18 protein-coding genes and 1 tRNA gene are annotated in these 15259 nt (G+C 74.4%); 9 read left to right on the top strand and 10 right to left on the bottom strand.

From position 1 onward, the window contains the following. Together ACSNOB_RS28970 and ACSNOB_RS28965 are read right to left on the bottom strand one after the other, a co-directional pair. On the bottom strand, positions 1–2397 hold a 2397-nt coding region (locus ACSNOB_RS28970), incomplete at its 3' end, for a glycosyl hydrolase (RefSeq protein WP_436690241.1). Positions 2398–2627: 230 nt separating this feature from the next. Next, a complete protein-coding gene (locus ACSNOB_RS28965; RefSeq protein ID WP_436690239.1) occupies positions 2628–3362 on the bottom strand; it encodes a M23 family metallopeptidase in 735 nt (244 codons plus the stop codon). Positions 3363–3422: 60 nt separating this feature from the next. On the opposite strand from ACSNOB_RS28965, the gene ACSNOB_RS28960 reads away from it, so the two are divergent. From ACSNOB_RS28960 to ACSNOB_RS28945, 4 genes are all read left to right on the top strand, one after another. Beyond that, a complete protein-coding gene (locus ACSNOB_RS28960; RefSeq protein ID WP_393112807.1) occupies positions 3423–3809 on the top strand; it encodes a hypothetical protein in 387 nt (128 codons plus the stop codon). 106 nt (positions 3810–3915) lie between these two features. Next, positions 3916–4083 (top strand): hypothetical protein, encoded by a 168-nt coding sequence (locus ACSNOB_RS28955; RefSeq protein WP_350709602.1) that lies wholly within the window; start codon positions 3916–3918, stop codon positions 4081–4083. A 114-nt stretch (positions 4084–4197) separates the two neighbouring features. Then, positions 4198–4725, top strand: coding sequence for a tRNA adenosine deaminase-associated protein (locus ACSNOB_RS28950; RefSeq protein ID WP_436690236.1), 528 nt, complete (start codon positions 4198–4200; stop codon positions 4723–4725). Then, a complete protein-coding gene (locus tag ACSNOB_RS28945) occupies positions 4715–5362 on the top strand; it encodes a nucleoside deaminase (RefSeq protein WP_393112811.1) in 648 nt (215 codons plus the stop codon). Before ACSNOB_RS28950 ends, ACSNOB_RS28945 begins: the two co-directional genes overlap by 11 nt. Positions 5363–5382: 20 nt before the next feature. On the opposite strand, the gene ACSNOB_RS28940 is transcribed toward ACSNOB_RS28945, so the two are convergent. Beyond that, positions 5383–6546 carry a sensor histidine kinase gene (locus ACSNOB_RS28940; protein WP_436690234.1) on the bottom strand — a complete coding sequence of 388 codons (1164 nt, stop codon included), beginning with the start codon at positions 6544–6546 and terminating at the stop codon, positions 5383–5385. Continuing rightward, on the bottom strand, positions 6543–7199 hold the full coding sequence (locus ACSNOB_RS28935; protein ID WP_436690232.1) for a response regulator transcription factor: 657 nt from the start codon (positions 7197–7199) through the stop codon (positions 6543–6545). The genes ACSNOB_RS28940 and ACSNOB_RS28935 overlap by 4 nt, the downstream gene beginning before the upstream one ends. 190 nt (positions 7200–7389) lie before the next feature. Between ACSNOB_RS28935 and ACSNOB_RS28930 the strand changes: the two genes are divergently transcribed. From ACSNOB_RS28930 to ACSNOB_RS28915, 4 genes are read left to right on the top strand one after another with little or no spacing between them, the layout of a single operon-like run. Then, positions 7390–7917: a hypothetical protein gene (locus ACSNOB_RS28930; RefSeq protein WP_436690230.1), complete on the top strand. Its 528-nt coding sequence runs from the start codon at positions 7390–7392 to the stop codon at positions 7915–7917. Next, the gene (locus ACSNOB_RS28925) at positions 7914–8999 is read left to right on the top strand and encodes a peptidoglycan-binding protein (RefSeq protein ID WP_436690228.1); all 1086 of its coding nucleotides are present in this window, start codon (positions 7914–7916) and stop codon (positions 8997–8999) included. The genes ACSNOB_RS28930 and ACSNOB_RS28925 overlap by 4 nt, the downstream gene beginning before the upstream one ends. Further along, positions 8996–9694 carry an ABC transporter ATP-binding protein gene (locus ACSNOB_RS28920; RefSeq protein ID WP_436690226.1) on the top strand — a complete coding sequence of 233 codons (699 nt, stop codon included), beginning with the start codon at positions 8996–8998 and terminating at the stop codon, positions 9692–9694. The genes ACSNOB_RS28925 and ACSNOB_RS28920 overlap by 4 nt, the downstream gene beginning before the upstream one ends. Continuing rightward, on the top strand, positions 9694–10938 hold the full coding sequence (locus ACSNOB_RS28915; protein ID WP_436690222.1) for an ABC transporter permease: 1245 nt from the start codon (positions 9694–9696) through the stop codon (positions 10936–10938). Before ACSNOB_RS28920 ends, ACSNOB_RS28915 begins: the two co-directional genes overlap by 1 nt. A 56-nt stretch (positions 10939–10994) precedes the next feature. Here the strand turns inward: ACSNOB_RS28915 and ACSNOB_RS28910 are convergent, their stop codons facing one another. The 3 genes from ACSNOB_RS28910 to deoD form a co-directional block, all read right to left on the bottom strand. Then, positions 10995–11462 carry an acyl-CoA thioesterase gene (locus ACSNOB_RS28910; RefSeq protein WP_436690217.1) on the bottom strand — a complete coding sequence of 156 codons (468 nt, stop codon included), beginning with the start codon at positions 11460–11462 and terminating at the stop codon, positions 10995–10997. Beyond that, positions 11459–12097 (bottom strand): TetR/AcrR family transcriptional regulator, encoded by a 639-nt coding sequence (locus ACSNOB_RS28905; RefSeq protein ID WP_436690215.1) that lies wholly within the window; start codon positions 12095–12097, stop codon positions 11459–11461. The genes ACSNOB_RS28910 and ACSNOB_RS28905 overlap by 4 nt, the downstream gene beginning before the upstream one ends. 156 nt (positions 12098–12253) lie before the next feature. Beyond that, positions 12254–12961: a purine-nucleoside phosphorylase gene (gene deoD, locus ACSNOB_RS28900; RefSeq protein ID WP_436690213.1), complete on the bottom strand. Its 708-nt coding sequence runs from the start codon at positions 12959–12961 to the stop codon at positions 12254–12256. A gap of 75 nt (positions 12962–13036) precedes the next feature. Between deoD and ACSNOB_RS28895 the strand changes: the two genes are divergently transcribed. Then, positions 13037–13123 (top strand) — tRNA-Ser (locus ACSNOB_RS28895). 94 nt (positions 13124–13217) lie between these two features. Here the strand turns inward: ACSNOB_RS28895 and ACSNOB_RS28890 are convergent. The 3 genes from ACSNOB_RS28890 to ACSNOB_RS28880 all read right to left on the bottom strand — a co-directional run bounded on the left by ACSNOB_RS28890 (position 13218) and on the right by ACSNOB_RS28880 (position 15072). Then, positions 13218–13769 (bottom strand): DUF5872 domain-containing protein, encoded by a 552-nt coding sequence (locus tag ACSNOB_RS28890; protein ID WP_436690211.1) that lies wholly within the window; start codon positions 13767–13769, stop codon positions 13218–13220. Positions 13770–13930: 161 nt separating this feature from the next. Then, positions 13931–14425 carry a hypothetical protein gene (locus ACSNOB_RS28885; protein ID WP_436690243.1) on the bottom strand — a complete coding sequence of 165 codons (495 nt, stop codon included), beginning with the start codon at positions 14423–14425 and terminating at the stop codon, positions 13931–13933. Between the two features lie 32 nt (positions 14426–14457). Further along, positions 14458–15072 carry a hypothetical protein gene (locus ACSNOB_RS28880; RefSeq protein ID WP_436690209.1) on the bottom strand — a complete coding sequence of 205 codons (615 nt, stop codon included), beginning with the start codon at positions 15070–15072 and terminating at the stop codon, positions 14458–14460. Between the last annotated feature and the right edge of the window lie 187 nt (positions 15073–15259).

The following is a 15259-nucleotide window of genomic DNA, read 5'->3' as shown; positions in this document are numbered from 1 at the left end:
CGTGGTGGGCGGGGTGGTGGTGGGCGGGGTCGGGCCGGTCACCCCGCCGGTCGCGGTGCCGCCGCTCCAGGTGTGCGCGCCGCCGGTCGCCGTCCGGCCCGCCGGCACGTCGAGCCGCGTGCCGTCGGAGAACGTCACCGTCAGCGGCGCGGCGGTGATGTTGCTCGCCACGTAGGTGCGGGCGCCGTTGCGCTGGAAGACCGCCGCCAGGGGGTGGTTGGCGGTGACGCCGGTGTGGACCTGGCCGAGCGCGGCGAGGTTGCGGATCCAGTGGAAGGTGTGCGCCCGGCTCTCGCCCTCCTCCGGGGTGTGGCCGGGGTTGGCGCGGAGCTTCGCCAGGGCCGCGTCGGGGTCGCCGAGCGCCAGGAACTGCCAGTGGATGTCCTGCCACACCGTCGGCTCGCCGCCGTTGTTGCGGACCAGCTCCTGGTAGTTCGCCCGGTTGTAGGCCGGGTGGTGGCCGAGGTAGAGGTGCCCGCCGGTGATCGGGAGCATGTTGATGCCCTGGATCATCTCCGGCTCCGCGCTGAACCAGGTGGCGTACGCCCCGCCGTCGCCCCAGACCATGCCGACCGTCGAGTGCCCGAACGTCGCCGGGTAGTTCTCGTCGGTCACGTCGAACCAGTACTCCTGGATCGCGGCGGCCTGGGTGGTGTGGATGAAGATGCCGGCGTCCCGCACGGCGGTGTTGCCGGTGGCCTGTCCCCACTGGATGAGGGCACTGGCGAAGTTCATCCCCTCGGACGAGGACTCCTGGTTGTTGCCGGCGTGGAACGAGCCGTGCCCGGCGGCCCAGTCGTGCCCGGCGTAGATGTCGAAGTCCCGCAGGTACGGGAAGCGGCCGTCGGCGCGGTCGTAGTTGTTCGCGTCCCGGATCAGCAGGTCGACCATGCCGCCGTACTGGTCCTGGCGGGCCCAGGCCGGGTCGAACTTGGCCAGGGTGGCGGCGGCGGCGACGAAGTAGCCGTAGTGGAAGTGGTGGTCGTTGAGTTCCTGGTCGGAGCCGTAGGAGGCCGGGTAGCCGATGAGGGTGCCCCAGTTGCGGTCGTAGTGGAAGACGCCCTCGGTCTCGCCGGGCGTGGCGGTGAGCCAGTCGGTGAGCGTGCCCCGGATGGCGTTCAGCGCGGCGGTCCGGGTCTCCGCGTCGCCGACCTGGTCGGCGATCTCGGCGATCCGGGCGGCCCGGCCCAGGCCCTTGCCCGTCCAGTAGGTGTCGGTGCCGCGCTGGTCCATCGGGTTGCCCCGCACCGCCGCCAGGTGGTTGCGCAGCGTGGTCAGGTCGGCTCCGGCGCCGGTCGCCACGGCGGGCACCTCCGGCAGCACCCCGTGGAACCTCATCGAGGTGCGGAACGCGTCGACGCCGGCGAGCACCTTCATCCGGCCGCGCGCCGACGGATAGGTCAGCGCCAGCGGGGTGGCGCCGGTCAGCGAGCGCCACTGGTGCGGGTAGAGGCTGGCCACCGTCCGGGTGGCGGTGCCCTCCCGGGGCGTCGTGGTGAAGGCGTACGTGGTGGTGACGGTGCTGGTCGCCGGGTCGTACGCGTACGAGACCCGGGTGCCGGTGACGTGGGCGTGGGCGTACCGGCCGTAGGTGGCGGCCAGTTCGGCGCGGGACGCGGCGTCGGTGCTCGGCGTGGTGGGCAGCAGGGCGACCGAGAAGTAGCCCCTGCCGGCCAGGTTGGACGTGATCCGTCCGCCGTTGACGGACCAGGTGGCGCCGGTGGGCGCGTACGCGACGTAGTCGTGCCCCCGGACGGTGAAGCCGATCGTGGCGCCGCTGTTCGACCAGACCGTGGCGCTGCCGCCGGTGGCGTTGACCAGGGCGTCGCCGCCGCTGGTGCGGAAGTACGCGAACGGCAGGCCGTGGCCGATGGTGGCCCGCATGGTGCGGGCGCCGTCGTTCCAGTACGGGGTGACGGTCCAGTCGGTCCAGCCGTCGACCTTGACGACGGGGGCGCCGAGCGCGGCCACGCCGACCCGGATGTCCTCGGCGTACGCGTACTTGAACTCGCCGACGCCGGTGGGGCTGCCGCCGACCGACGGGGTGGAGGTGGCCGAGAGGCCGAGCCCGTCGCCGAAGGGCTGGTAGGAGACGGGGTGGGCGTGCAGCGGCTCACTGTAGGAGCAGTTGGTCCGCTTCCACAGCAGGGACGACCACCAGTCGTTGGTGGGGATCGGCCCGGCGGGCGCGTCGGCGGTGGCGAACTGCCGGGGGTTGGTGGTCATGTCCCCGCAGCCGGTGGGCAGGGGGCCGACGCGGTCGGTGGTGTAGCTGCCGGCGCCGACGGTGGCGGCCTCGGCGGGGGTGGTGGCGACGACGGCCAGGCCGCCGAGGGCGAGGGCCAGGGCGGAGGTGGCCGCCACGGCCCAGGTGCGGCGGGTCGCGGGAGGTTTCACAGTGCCTCCGGTCGGGGGAGTGCCGGTCGGGGACGGGGTGCGGGCCGGCATGCGAATTGTCAGGAAAGTCGCTTCGGAGAGCGCTCTCTTGAGGCGGGACGCTAGCCCAGCAGCTTGACTCTCGTCAATGTTTCCGAGCGGTGAACCACTGATGTCGACAATTGCAGGCGCCGGGCGGGCGCCGGGCGGGCGCTGGGCGGGCGTCGGGGACGTCCGGCCCCGAGGGGCGGTCAGCCCGTCGTCGCCGGAGCCTTCGGGCAGCCGTGCCGGCGGTGCCACGCGGCCACCTCGGCGGCCGGCTCCCGGTTGCCCTCGCGCCGCCACGAGTCCAGGTACGGCGCCGGCCACACCACGCCCCGCCGGATCCACCAACCGTCCCGGCCGGTGCACGGCGGGGAGATGCCGAAGTGCAGGTGGCAGACGTTGTTCGCGTTGCCCGTCTTGCCGACCGCGCCGAGCCGCTGCCCGGCCCGCACCCGCACCCCCGCGTCGATCCCGTCGGCGATCTCCCGCAGGTGCGAGCCGTAGTAGCGCACCCCGTCGTCGCCGAGCAGCGAGACCGACAGCCCGCCGTTGTGGGGCCCCCGAGGGCCCCGCCTGTCGAACCGGTCGACCCGGCTGACCTCCAGGATCACGCCGTCGATCACCGCCACCACGGGCTCGCCGCAGTCGGCGAAGATGTCCGTCCCCGGGTAGGCCGAATGGGTCGGGTGGTAGGCGACGTCCGCCGCGCGTACCGGAAAGACATGCGGCAGCCCGGCGCGGGTCGGCGCCGCCGACGGGCCGGTCGGGGCGGCGGAGGGCGGCGCCGGCTGCGCGGCCGTGGCGGGCAGGCTCGCGCGGGGGGTGTCGGGCACCGGCCCGGGCCGGGTCGTCGCGCAGCCGGCGGCCAGCACCGGCACGAGCAGCAACAGGACCGGGTACGCCGGACGCGCGCGGCGGCGTCCGATCGTCGGCGAGGGCATCCGGACATCCTGACAGAGTCGGTACGGTGGGACGAGGTCCACGGCGGAGGGGAGGGGTCGGTGACGACCGGACGGTACGCCTTTCCGCCCGACCCTGGCTTCCGGCCGGCGCCGCGCGCCCCCTCGGGGCTCTTCCCGGCCGGGCCGCCGTCGCGGCCCACCTACCGCGAGCCGCACCCGGTCACCGGCGCGGGCGTCGCCGCGGGCGGCGGCGCGGCAACCCTCTGGCTGCTCCTGTTCGGCCTGCTCGGCCGCAGCGTGTTCGAGTACGCCTGGTGGACGGTGCTGGCCGGCGGGCTGGCCTGGCTGGCCGCGCTGCTGCTGGTCCGCGCGGGCGACCGGGGGGTGGCCACCGGCATCGCGATCGTCACCGCCGGCGGGTGGAGCATCGCCGCCGCCATCGTGGCGGCCCGCTGGGCGTCGAGCGGAAACTGGCCGCTCTGGTAGGCCGTCGTCGCGGGTGCCCGGTTCGCGCGGCTGCGCTGCGTCGCGGGCCGGCTGCGCAGCGAATCCCGTCTTGACGTGGCCGCCCGGACTCGGCACCCTCGGCGGTATGGCCTGGACCACTCCGCGCCTCGATCCCGAGCGCAGCCGTCGTCGCCAGCAGCTCCTCGCCGAGTTGGCGGGTGCCCGGGCGGTCCGCCAGCGCGAGCGGCCGCAGCGGGTACGCAGCGAGCGGCTGCGGGAGCTCATCGCCACCCGCCGTCGCGTCGCGGGCTGACGAGTTTTCCCCAGGATTGACCGGCCCTTCGGGGCGTTGACCGGTCGCCTGCCGACCCGACCGGCTAACGTGCACGCGTAACGGGTCGGCGTGCTGAGGCTTATTGGGGGGACCGTGTCGTACTTCGCTGCGGCGGTCGTGCGTGACGACAGCGGTTGGACCGCCGCCGAGGTGAACCTGCGGGGTGTCACCGACCTCGACGAGGTCGCCGACCGGCTGCGCGACGTCGACCAGGACGCCGACCTGTCGCTGCTCTTCGTCGAGGCGGAGGACGCGTACCTGGTGATCCTGCGCCTGGACGAGGGGGAGGACCTGCGGGTCTTCGGTTCCGACTCGGCGTACGCGGAGGAGTCCCGGCTGGGCGCCCTGCTGGTCGGCGACCTCAAGACCTCGGTGACGGGGCTGGACGACACCGACGAGCCGCGCCCGGCCCCCTCCGGCGACGAGGAGACCGAGCAGCCCGCCGTCGACCCCGAGGCCGACCCGGTCGGCGACGCCGACATCCTGGCCGACCTGGGGGTCTCCGCGCAGAAGCTGCTCAACCTCTGCGCGCACGAGGGCATGATGCCCGCCGACGTCACCGCCGAGGTGTGCCAGGTGCTCGGCTGCGCCGACGAGGTCGAGGAGCTGCGTGAGGTCTGACGGGTCCGTCGGGCCGGGCCGGTCGGGGGCGGGCGGCGGCGAGCCGGCCGACGCCACCGATCCGGCTCTGGAGACCGTACGACCGGGGCAGCCGACCCCGGGCTCGGTCGGCCGGGTCGGGCCCGGCGCCGACGAGTGGCTGGCCGACCCGGACGGCGCCGGTCGGCGGCAGCGGCACGAGGTGTGGATGCGCCGGGCGCTGGAGGTGGCGGTCACCGGTCCCGCCTCCGCCGGCGCGGACGGCGACGGCGGCGCGGACGACATCCCGGTCGGCGCGGTGCTCTACGGGCCGGACGGCGCCGAGCTGGCGATCGGGCGCAACGAGCGCGAGCTGACCGGCGACCCGACCGCGCACGCCGAGGTGCTGGCGTTGCGCCGGGCCGCCGAGCGGTTGGGCCGCTGGCGGCTCGACGGCTGCACGCTGGTGGTCACCCTGGAGCCCTGCACCATGTGCGCGGGCGCGCTGGTGCTGGCTCGGGTGTCCACTGTGGTGTTCGGCGCCTGGGAGCCGAAGACCGGAGCGGCCGGCTCGCTCTGGGACGTGCTGCGCGACCGCCGGCTCAACCACCGGCCGGAGGTCTACGGCGGCGTCCTGGAGCCGGAGAGCGCCGCGCTGCTGCGCGCCTTCTTCCGCTGACCGCCCGGGGAGGGTGCGGATCAGGCGGGCGGCAGCTCGACCGTGACGTCCAGCCCGCCCCCGTCGCGGGGCCGGGCCGTCACCGTGCCGCCGTGCGCCCGGGCCACCGCCCGGACGATGGACAGCCCCAGGCCGAACCCGCGGCCACCGCCGACCCGCTCCCCGGAGAGCCGGCGGAACGGCTCGAAGATGGTCTCCACCTCGTAGCCGGGCACCGCCGGGCCGGTGTTGCTCACGGTCAGCGTCGGCCGCCCGGCCACCAGGCCGGTGCTGACCGCGACCCACCCGCCGGCCGGCAGGTTGTGCCGCAGCGCGTTCTCCACCAGGTTGGTGGTGAGCCGTTCCAGCAGCACCGGGTCGCCCGTGACCGGCGCCGCCGCCAGCTCCCGGGTCACCGCCGGCCCGTCGCCCGCCCGGACCGCCTGGTCGACGACGTGCGTGGCCACCTCGGCGAGGTCGACCCGGGACCGGGCGGTCAGTTCGTTCTCCGAGTCGGCCAGGGTGAGCAGGCCGTCGATCAGCCGTTCGTGCCGCTCGTTCACCGCGAGCAGCGACTCGCCCAGCCGGCGGACGTCCTCGGACGCGCCCGGCCGGGTGACGGCCAGCTCGATCAGCGCACGGTTGAGCGCCAGCGGGGTGCGCAGCTCGTGCGAGGCGTTCGCGACGAACCGGCGCTGCCCGTCGAACGAGCGGTCGAGCCGCTCCACCATCTCGTCGAAGGTGTCCGCCAGCTCCCGGACCTCGTCCCGCGGCCCGTGCAGCGAGATGCGTTCGTGCAGCCCTCGTCCGGCCACGTCGGCGCCGGCGATCCGCCGGGCGGTCCCGGTGATCTGGTGCAGCGGTTGCAGCGCCCGGCCGGCGACCAGCCACCCGAACGCGATGGCCACCACGGAGACCAGGGTCAGCGCGATGCCACCCTGGGTGAGCAGCGAGTACAGGGTCTGCTCCCGGGCGTCGTCCTGGGCCCTGTTGACCAGCAGCCGCAGTTGCTCGGCCTGGACGCCGTCGAGCTTGGTCTCCACCCCGTGGACGACCGGCTTGACGTCGCGCAGCGCCACCCCGAACGGCTGCGCCGTGCGCTGCTCGACCAGCACGTAGGTGACCGCGAGCAGGACCAGCCCGGCGACCAGGAAGAGGCCGCCGTAGATCAGGGTCAGCCGGGCCCGCAGCGAGAGGCGCTTCACGAGATCCGGTATCCCACACCGGGCACGGTCTCGACCACCGGCGGGTCGCCCAGCTTGCGGCGCAGCTTCATCACGGTGACCCGGACCACGTTGGTGAACGGGTCGATGTGCTCGTCCCAGGCCCGTTCCAGCAGTTCCTCGGCGGAGACCACCGCGCCGTCGGCGCGCAGCAGCTCGACCAGCACCGCGAACTCCTTGCGGGACAGCGGCACGTACCGGCCGTCCCGGTGCACCTCGCGGCGGCCCGGGTCGACCACGATGCCGGCCCGGACCAGGGTGGGCGGTGCGGCCCGGCGGGCCCGCCGGCTCAGCGCGTGCACCCGGGCCGAGAGCTCGACCAGGGCGAACGGCTTGGTCAGGTAGTCGTCGGCGCCGAGCGCCAGGCCGGCCACCCGCTCCCGGACGGCCGCCGCCGCGGTGAGCATCAGCACCCGGGTCTCCCCGCCGCCGTCCACGATCGCCCGGCACACCTCGTCGCCGTGTACCAGCGGCAGGTCCCGGTCGAGGACGACCACGTCGTAGTCGTTGACGCCGAGCCGCTCCAGCGCCGCGTCGCCGTCGTACGCGACGTCCACCGCGAACGCCTCCCGGCGCAGCCACTCGGCGATGCTCTCCGCGAGCAGGCTCTCGTCCTCCACCACCAGCACTCTCACCCGCCAATGGTGCCGCGCCCCGGATAACGCCGCCGTTAACGCCGACGGTTACGCCCGGGATACGCCCCTTGCCGTCGACTGACCGGGACGCCCGGCGGACCGCCGGGCCGAACGGGGGGTGCCCGGCGGCTTCCGTCGGGCCCATCGGGAAGCGCCCGGCGGCTCTCGCCGGGCGGAGAGGAAGCGTGTCATGCGACGAGGACTACTCGCGGTGCCGCTGCTGGTCGCCCTGGCCGCCGCCGGCTGCGGCGGGCCCGGCGACGGACCGGCGGTGGCGACGGCGGGCGGAGCCGGCGGCGCCGAACCGGTGCCGGCCTCCGCCGCCGCCCAGCTCAGCGACGAGGAACGGCAGCTGAGGTTCGCCGAGTGCATGCGGGAGAACGGGGTGGAGGTGCCGGACCCGGAGCCGGGCGGCGGCCGGCTGTTCCGGTTCGACGGGCAGACCGACCCGGCCAAGGTGCAGGCGGCCATGGAGAAGTGCCGTCAGCACCTGCCGAACGGCGGGGAGAAGCGCAAGCTCGACCCGGAGCAGGTGGAGCGGCTGCGCAAGTTCTCCGCCTGCATGCGCGAGAACGGCGTGCCCGAGTTCCCGGACCCCTCCGCGGAAGGCGGCATCCAGCTGCGGCTCGACGCGGTCGACGTCAAGGACGCGAAGGTGAAGGCCGCGATGGAGAAGTGCCGGCAGTATGCGCCGAAGATCGCCGGAGCCGCGCGGTGAACGCTCGCCGGTTCCGGCTCCGGACGGTCGCGCTGACCGCCGCCGTCGTGGTCGCGGCCGCCGCCGGTGTCGTCGCCGCGGTGGGCTTCGACGGGACCGACCGCAGCAGCACCGCCGCCGCCGACACCGCCCCGCCGGCCACCGCCACGGTCACCCGGCGGACGCTGACCGACGCCCAGACCGTCGACGGCGAGCTGGGGTACGGCACCACCCGCACCGCCACCGCCCGGCTCACCGGGACGATCACCGCGGTGCCGGACACCGGTGCGACGGTGCGGCGGGGCGGGCGGCTGTACGCCGTGGACAACGACCCGGTGCTGCTGCTGTACGGGTCGCTGCCCGCGTACCGGGTGCTCGAACCCGGGGTGGAGGGGGCGGACGTCGAGCAGTTCGAGCGGAACCTGCGGGCGCTCGGCCACGACGGCTTCACGGTCGACGACGAGTACACCGGCGGCACCGCCGACGCGGTCCGGCAGTGGCAGGAGGAGCTGGGGCTGCCCGAGACCGGCCGGGTCGAGCCGGGCCGGGTCGTCTACGCGGCCGGCGCGGTCCGGGTGGAGAGCCACCAGGCGGCGCCCGGGGACGCGGCCCAGCCGGGCCAGGCGGTGTTGACGTACACCGGCACCAGCCGGCTGGTCACCGTCGAGCTGGACGTCGACGACCAGCGGCTGGCGAAGAAGGGCGGCGCGGTCGACGTCGGCCTGCCGGGCGGCGAGCCCGTCGCCGGGAAGATCGAGAGCGTGCAGACGGTGATCGACGCCGGCACGGGCGGCGCTGCCGGGCAGTCCACGGAGGCGGAGACGAAGATCGAGGTCACCGTGTCGCTGGCCGACCCGGCGAAGCTCGCCGGGTACGACCAGGCGTCGGTGGAGGTCACCTTCACCGCGGCCGAGCGGCCCGACGTGCTCACCGTGCCGGTGGCCGCGCTGCTGGCCCTCGCCGAGGGCGGCTACGGGGTGGAGGTGGTCGACGCGGGGCGGAGCCGGATCGTCCCGGTCACCACCGGGCTCTTCGCCGCCGGTCAGGTCGAGATCAGCGGCCCGGACGTGGCCGAGGGCATGACCGTGGGGATGCCGGCATGACCGCCGACGCCGTCGTGTTGGACGGGGTGAGCCGGACGTACCCGGGCGGGGTGGTGGCGCTGCGCGAGGTGTCGCTGCGGATCGGGTACGGCGAGCTGCTGGCGATCGTGGGCCCGTCCGGGTCGGGCAAGTCCACGATGCTGCACCTGATCGGCACGCTGGACCGCCCGTCCGCCGGCCGGGTCCGGATCGACGGGCACGACGTGGCGACCCTGCCGGACCGCCGGCTGGCCGCGCTGCGGGCCCGCCGGATCGGCTTCGTCTTCCAGCAGTTCCACCTCGCCGCCGGCACGCCGGTGCTGGACAACGTCGCGGACGGGCTGCTCTACGCCGGCGTGCCCCGACGGGAGCGGCGGCGGCGCGCGGAGGCCGCGCTCGACCGGGTCGGGCTGGGTCACCGGCTGGCGCACCGGCCGCACGAACTCTCCGGCGGCGAGCGGCAGCGGGTCGCGGTCGCCCGGGCGGTGGTCGGGGAGCCGGCGGTGCTGCTCGCCGACGAGCCGACCGGCAACCTCGACTCGGCGGCCGGCGCCGGGGTGCTCACGCTGCTGCGCGAGCTGCACGCGGCCGGCACCACGGTCGTGGTGATCACGCACGACCGGGAGATCGCCGACGGGCTGCCCCGCCAGGTGCGGATGCGGGACGGCCGGGTGGTGGCCGACTCGGCGCAGCCGGCCGTCGTGGGGGTGCGCTGATGGCCGTGGACACCCGGCGCGACAGGCGTGGGCTGACGGTCGTGGACACCCGACCGCCGCTGGTCCCGGCCCGGCTGGGGCCGGCGGACGTGCTCCGGGTCGGTGGGGTGGGGCTGCGCACCCGGCCGCTGCGCGCGTTCCTCTCCGCGCTGGGCATCGCGATCGGCATCGCGGCGATGGTGGCGGTGGTCGGCATCTCGTCGTCGTCCCGCGCCGACCTGGATCGCACGCTGGACCGGCTCGGCACCAACCTGCTCACCGTGGCCCCGGGCAGCACGCTCTTCGGCGACCAGGCCCGGCTCCCGGTGGAGTCGGTCGCCATGATCCGCCGGATCGGGCCGGTGACCGGGGCGGCCGCCACCGGGCAGGTGCCGGACACGCCGGTCTACCGCTCCGACCGCATCCCGGCGGGCGAGACGGGCGGCATCGCCACCCGGGCCGCCCAGCTCGGGCTGCTCGACACCGTGGGCGCGACGGTACGCAGCGGCACCTGGCTGAACGGGGCCACCGAGCGGTACCCGGCCGTGGTGCTCGGTGACGCCGCCGCCCGGCGGCTCGGCCTCGGGGCGGCCGGCCCGGACGTGCAGGTCCACCTCGGCGGGCGCTGGTTCACCGTGGTCGGCATCCTGGCGCCGGCCCCGCTCGCCAAAGAGCTGGACGGCTCGGCGCTGGTCGGCTGGCCGGCGGCGGAGGCGTACCTGGGCTTCGACGGGCACCCGACGACCGTCTACACGCGGTCCCGGGAGGCGTCGGTGGAGGCGGTCCGGTCGGTGCTCGGCGCGACCGCGAACCCGGAGGCGCCGAACGAGGTGGAGGTGTCCCGGCCGTCGGACGCGCTGGCGGCCGCGGAGGCCACCGACGAGGCGTTTACCGGGCTGCTGCTCGGCCTCGGCGCGGTGGCGCTGCTGGTCGGTGGTGTCGGGGTGGCGAACACGATGGTCATCTCGGTGCTGGAGCGGCGCGCGGAGATCGGGCTGCGCCGCTCGCTGGGCGCCACCCGGGGGCAGGTCCGCACCCAGTTCCTGGCCGAGTCGTTGCTGCTCTCCGCGCTCGGCGGGGCGGGCGGGGTGCTGCTCGGCATCCTGGTGACCGCCGGCTACGCGTTCTCCCAGGGGTGGCCGACCGTGGTGCCGGCCTGGGCGGTGGCCGGCGGCGTGGCGGCGACCCTGGTGATCGGCGGCTGCGCCGGCCTGTATCCGGCCGTCCGTGCCGCCCGGCTCGCCCCCACGGAGGCGCTGGCCTGACGGTCCGGGTGCGTCCGTGGTCGCTTCCGCGCGACGACGGACGCACCCGGACCGCGTCAGGCCGGGCTCGGGGCGGGGCGGAGCAGGGTGGCGGCCACCGCCCGCGCGGTCTCCGTCCACGGCGCCGGGCGCAGGGTGGCCGGGTCGAGCCGGACGATCGCCCGGCGGCCCTCGGCGTGCACCACCCGACCGTCGAGGGAGCGGAACTGGTACGCGTACTCGGCGCTGCTGGTGCCGAAGTGTTCGAGCCAGAAGTGCACCGCCACGGGCCCGGTCCCGGTGATGGGGGCGCGGTAGGTGATGGTGAACTCGCGTACCGCGTGGAACACGTCGGGGGCGCTCTGCCGCCCGGCCTGGAAGGAGACGCCCCGCTCGGCCCAGTACGGCGTCAGGGCCCGCTCCAGCAGCACCGCGTACCTGGCGTTGTGCAGGATGCCGAGGGCGTCGAGGTCGTCGAAGTGCACCGTGACGTGCTCGACGTGACCGAACTCGACGGCCGGCTGGTCGACGATCGCGTGGCTCATGGGTGGCCTTCCGGTAGCAGGGTGGGGTCGGGGCACAGGGCCCGCAGGCGGTTCAGCAGGCCCTGGCGGGCGTGCCGGTAGGTGGTGTCGGGGTCCAGCAGCCGGGAGCGCAGCGCGGCGCTGATCCCGAGGGCGTCGATCTCGTACGCCAGCTGGGCGACGTCGGTGTCGGCGGGCAGTTCGCCGGCGTCGACGGCCTCCCGGACGAGCCGTTCGAGGAACGCGGTCCAGCGGCCGAAGACCTCGGCGAGCCGCTCGCGGACCGGGCCGGGCCGGGCGTTGTACTCGAAGTCGGTGCTGGCGAAGAAGCAGCCACCGGGGAGCACCCGGGCGGCGTAGAAGTCGATGCGGGCCTGGTGCAGCGCCCAGAGCCGCCGTACGCCCCTCGGGGCGCGCAGGGCCGGCTCGACTATCCGCTCCTGCCACTGCTCGACCGCCCGGTCGACGGTGGCGAGCTGGAGCGCCTCCTTGGAGCGCCAGTGCGCGAACAGGCCGGACTTGCTGACCCCGAGCGTGTCGGCGAGCTGGGCCAGGGAGAGCCCGTGCAGGCCGACCTCGGTGGCCAGCATCACGGCGGCGTCCAGCGCGGCGGCGCGGGTCCGGTCGCCGCGGGCGACGCGTCCGTCGACTGTCATGAGCAGAGGCTAATAAATAAGCACGACCGGTCGTATAGTTTTTTGGGGTGACGGTGGTCACCGAGCCGGCGTCGCACCGCGTACGGCCGGAGCGTCCGGAAGGCGACGCCGCCCCGCCATCCGGGGGACGGCGGGGCGGCGGGAGCCGACGAAGGATCAGGCGATGATCGTGTCCAGGGCGATCTCGACCATCTGGCTGAAGGTCTGCTCGCGCTCCTCGGAGGTGGTCTTCTCGCCGGTCTTGATGTGGTCGCTGACGGTCAGCACGGTCAGCGCGCGGGCCTTGAACCGGGCGGCGATCGTGTAGAGCGCCGCCGACTCCATCTCGACCGCCAGCACGCCGTAGTCGGCGAGGGTGTCGTAGAGGTCCGGGCGGTCGGTGTAGAAGGCGTCGGCCGCGAGGATCGGGCCGACCCGCATGGTGATGCCGCGCCGCTCGGCCACCTCGACCGACGTGCGCAGCAGCCCGAAGTCCGCGACCGGGGCGTAGTCGATCAGCCCGTCGAAGCGCATCCGGTTCATGTTCGAGTCGGTGGACGACCCGATCGCCGCGATCACGTCCCGCAGGCGCAGGTCCTCCGAGAGGGCGCCGCAGGAGCCCACCCGGATCAGCGTCTTCACGCCGTACTCGTTGACCAGCTCGTGGGCGTAGATGGAGGCGGAGGGCATGCCCATGCCGGAGCCCTGGACGGAGACCTCGACGCCGTTCCAGCGGCCGGTGAAGCCCAGCATGCCCCGGACCGTCGAGTAGCACCGGGCGCCCTCGAGGTAGGTCTCCGCGATCCACTTGGCCCGCAGCGGGTCGCCCGGCATCAGGACCCGCTCGGCGATCTCTCCCGGCTTCGCGCCGATGTGCGTACTCATGGCAAGGATCCTGCCAGGCCGGAGGCGGGGATACCGGTTCGGCATCCAGACCCGCGGTCCTGTACCCTCGTCGGCGGTGGCGTGTCCGAGTGGCCTAAGGAGCACGCCTCGAAAGCGTGTGAGGGTTTACGCCCTCCGCGGGTTCAAATCCCGCCGCCACCGCTCGTGAACAGCGAGAACGCCCGGTCGATCCGCGAGGATCGGCCGGGCGTTCTCGCTTGTGGTCCGCGCTCCGGTGGGCCGGGCGCGCAGCCGGTCAGCGCCGGTCCAGCTCAGACTCCAGCCGCTGGATGAGCGTCTTGCGGGCCTTGCCGTTGCGTTCGTGCCGCAGTGCCGCCCTGAGCTGGCCCGTGTCGAGGCCCCGGACGAGCTTGGCCGCCTCGGCGACCGGCAGCTCCGACAGCCGCCCGACCGACGTGGCATCCCTGCGCGCCCGTTTGGCCGGCTCGGTGTTGGCGACGAACTGCCTGCCGGACTTCGACTCCTTCCGCTTCTTGGCGTCCGTCGCGCGCCGCTCCTCCTCGGAGAGCTGCTCCCAGGCCTTCTTCGGCAGGTAACGACTCGTCTCGCCGCCGCGCCGCGCTCGGGTGCTGCCCTCCTTGGTCTGCCAGTCCTCGCTGCCCCAGCGCTGCAGGGACTTCTGCCGCTCGTCCTTCGGGCCCTGATAGCCCCCGCCGCGCTTCTGGTACTCCTTGGTGAGTAGCTGCGACTTGCGTGCCGACCACTGTCCCGGCCTGCCGCCCTTGTCGGAAGCCATGATCTCTTCCTTGACCTGCTCCCTGAGCTCGGGCTTCGTGTACCGCGCCATGCCCGGGCGGTTACCCGGCGCTCGGCCGCCCATTCCTGAGGGCTAACCCGCCAACGGCGGGAACGCCTGGTCGGTCCGCGGGGACCGGCCGGGCGTTCCGCTTCCGGCATCGCTCGGGGGCCAGCGTGGCGCGTCCAGGGCGATGCCGTCGTCGGCGCGGGTCAGCAGGGGCTGTGGCCCTCGTCGAAGAGGCGCTGCGCCCAGTCGGCGTACCCGACGATGATCTTCCGGACCGAGCGCCCGTCGTGCAGGAAGAGGTACGCGCGGTCGCCCTGCCGGGCGAGCAGTCCGTCGAACCGGTGCGTCCCGTGTGGAGCGTCCAGCTCGCGCAGGGACGGGTAGCGGGTCCAGACCTCGTCGACCGGGCTGCCCGCGGTGACGCCCTCCGGGGTGCGCGTCGCGTCGCCCAGCCAGAGCAGGACCAGCCGGTCGTCGACGAAGATCGGGCTGGTGGTGTCGTGCCCGGCGAGTGACGGGCCGCAGGCGTCGACGTCGGTACGCAGGATGCCCCGCCGGGTCAGCTCGTCCTCGGTGTCGCCGAACTCGACGTTGCGCAGCCCGTTCAGGTTGACCACCTCGACGGCCCCGGCGGGCCGACCGTCCAGTTCGGGCCACGACGGGCGCGCGCCGCTGCCCGCGATCGAGGCAGCCGTCAGCAGCGTCGCGATAAAGCCGAATTGTCGCAATTTCATGGAATCCCCCAGTCCCCAACGGGACCGGAGCGCTGAGGTTGCTGCTCGTCCCCAGATTGCCGGCTTTCCCACTCCTCGGCCAGCTCGTCCCAGTAGTCGGCGCTCAGCCGGCGGCGGCCGTGCGCCAGCCACCCGGCGGTGTTCCGCTCGACGTGCAGGCCCAGCTCGGCGAACGGGTCGATCCACGCGCCGGGCTCCACGCCGATCCGGGTGAGCGCGGCGTTCAGCGGCCACTCCGGCCGCGGCCCGTCGAAGAGGCGGTCGACGCGCGGCCCCCAGCTCACCCCGCCGCCGAGCCACACGACCGCCGACTGGTAGCCGGCGCCACCGGCGAACTCGGCCTCCAGGTACGCCACCGGGCCCGACCGGGACCAGCGCGCGAGGGTCGCGGTGAGGGCGGCCGAGAGCACGAGGTGGAAGGGCTCCTCCGGTGACCGTTCCGCCGTCGAGAAGTCGGGCAGCGCCCCGGTCAGCTCCTCCACCAGTTGCGGGGTGACCGGCAGCAGCGCGAAGTCCTGGCGCAGCTCGCCGAGGACCGCGTGGTCGAGGTCGGCGGTCTGCTCGCGGAGCAGCTCGGCGTCCGCGACGACCGCGCTGAGCTGGTAACTCATCCGAGCCCTCCGCCGTCCACAGCCTGTGGATGGAACATGTGTACGACGATCCCGGTCCCGCCGCTCCCCGAGACCGTACCGAACCCCCCACCACGGTGTGAACCGCCGACCACGCCCCCGCGATCTTGCACTTTCGGCCCTCGTTCCGGGCGGTAGACGGCTTTTGCCCGGGCACAAAGTGCAAGAT

Source organism: Micromonospora sp. URMC 106, from assembly GCF_051386395.1.
Lineage (GTDB): Bacteria > Actinomycetota > Actinomycetes > Mycobacteriales > Micromonosporaceae > Micromonospora.
This window is presented reverse-complemented; position numbering and strand designations above follow the sequence as displayed.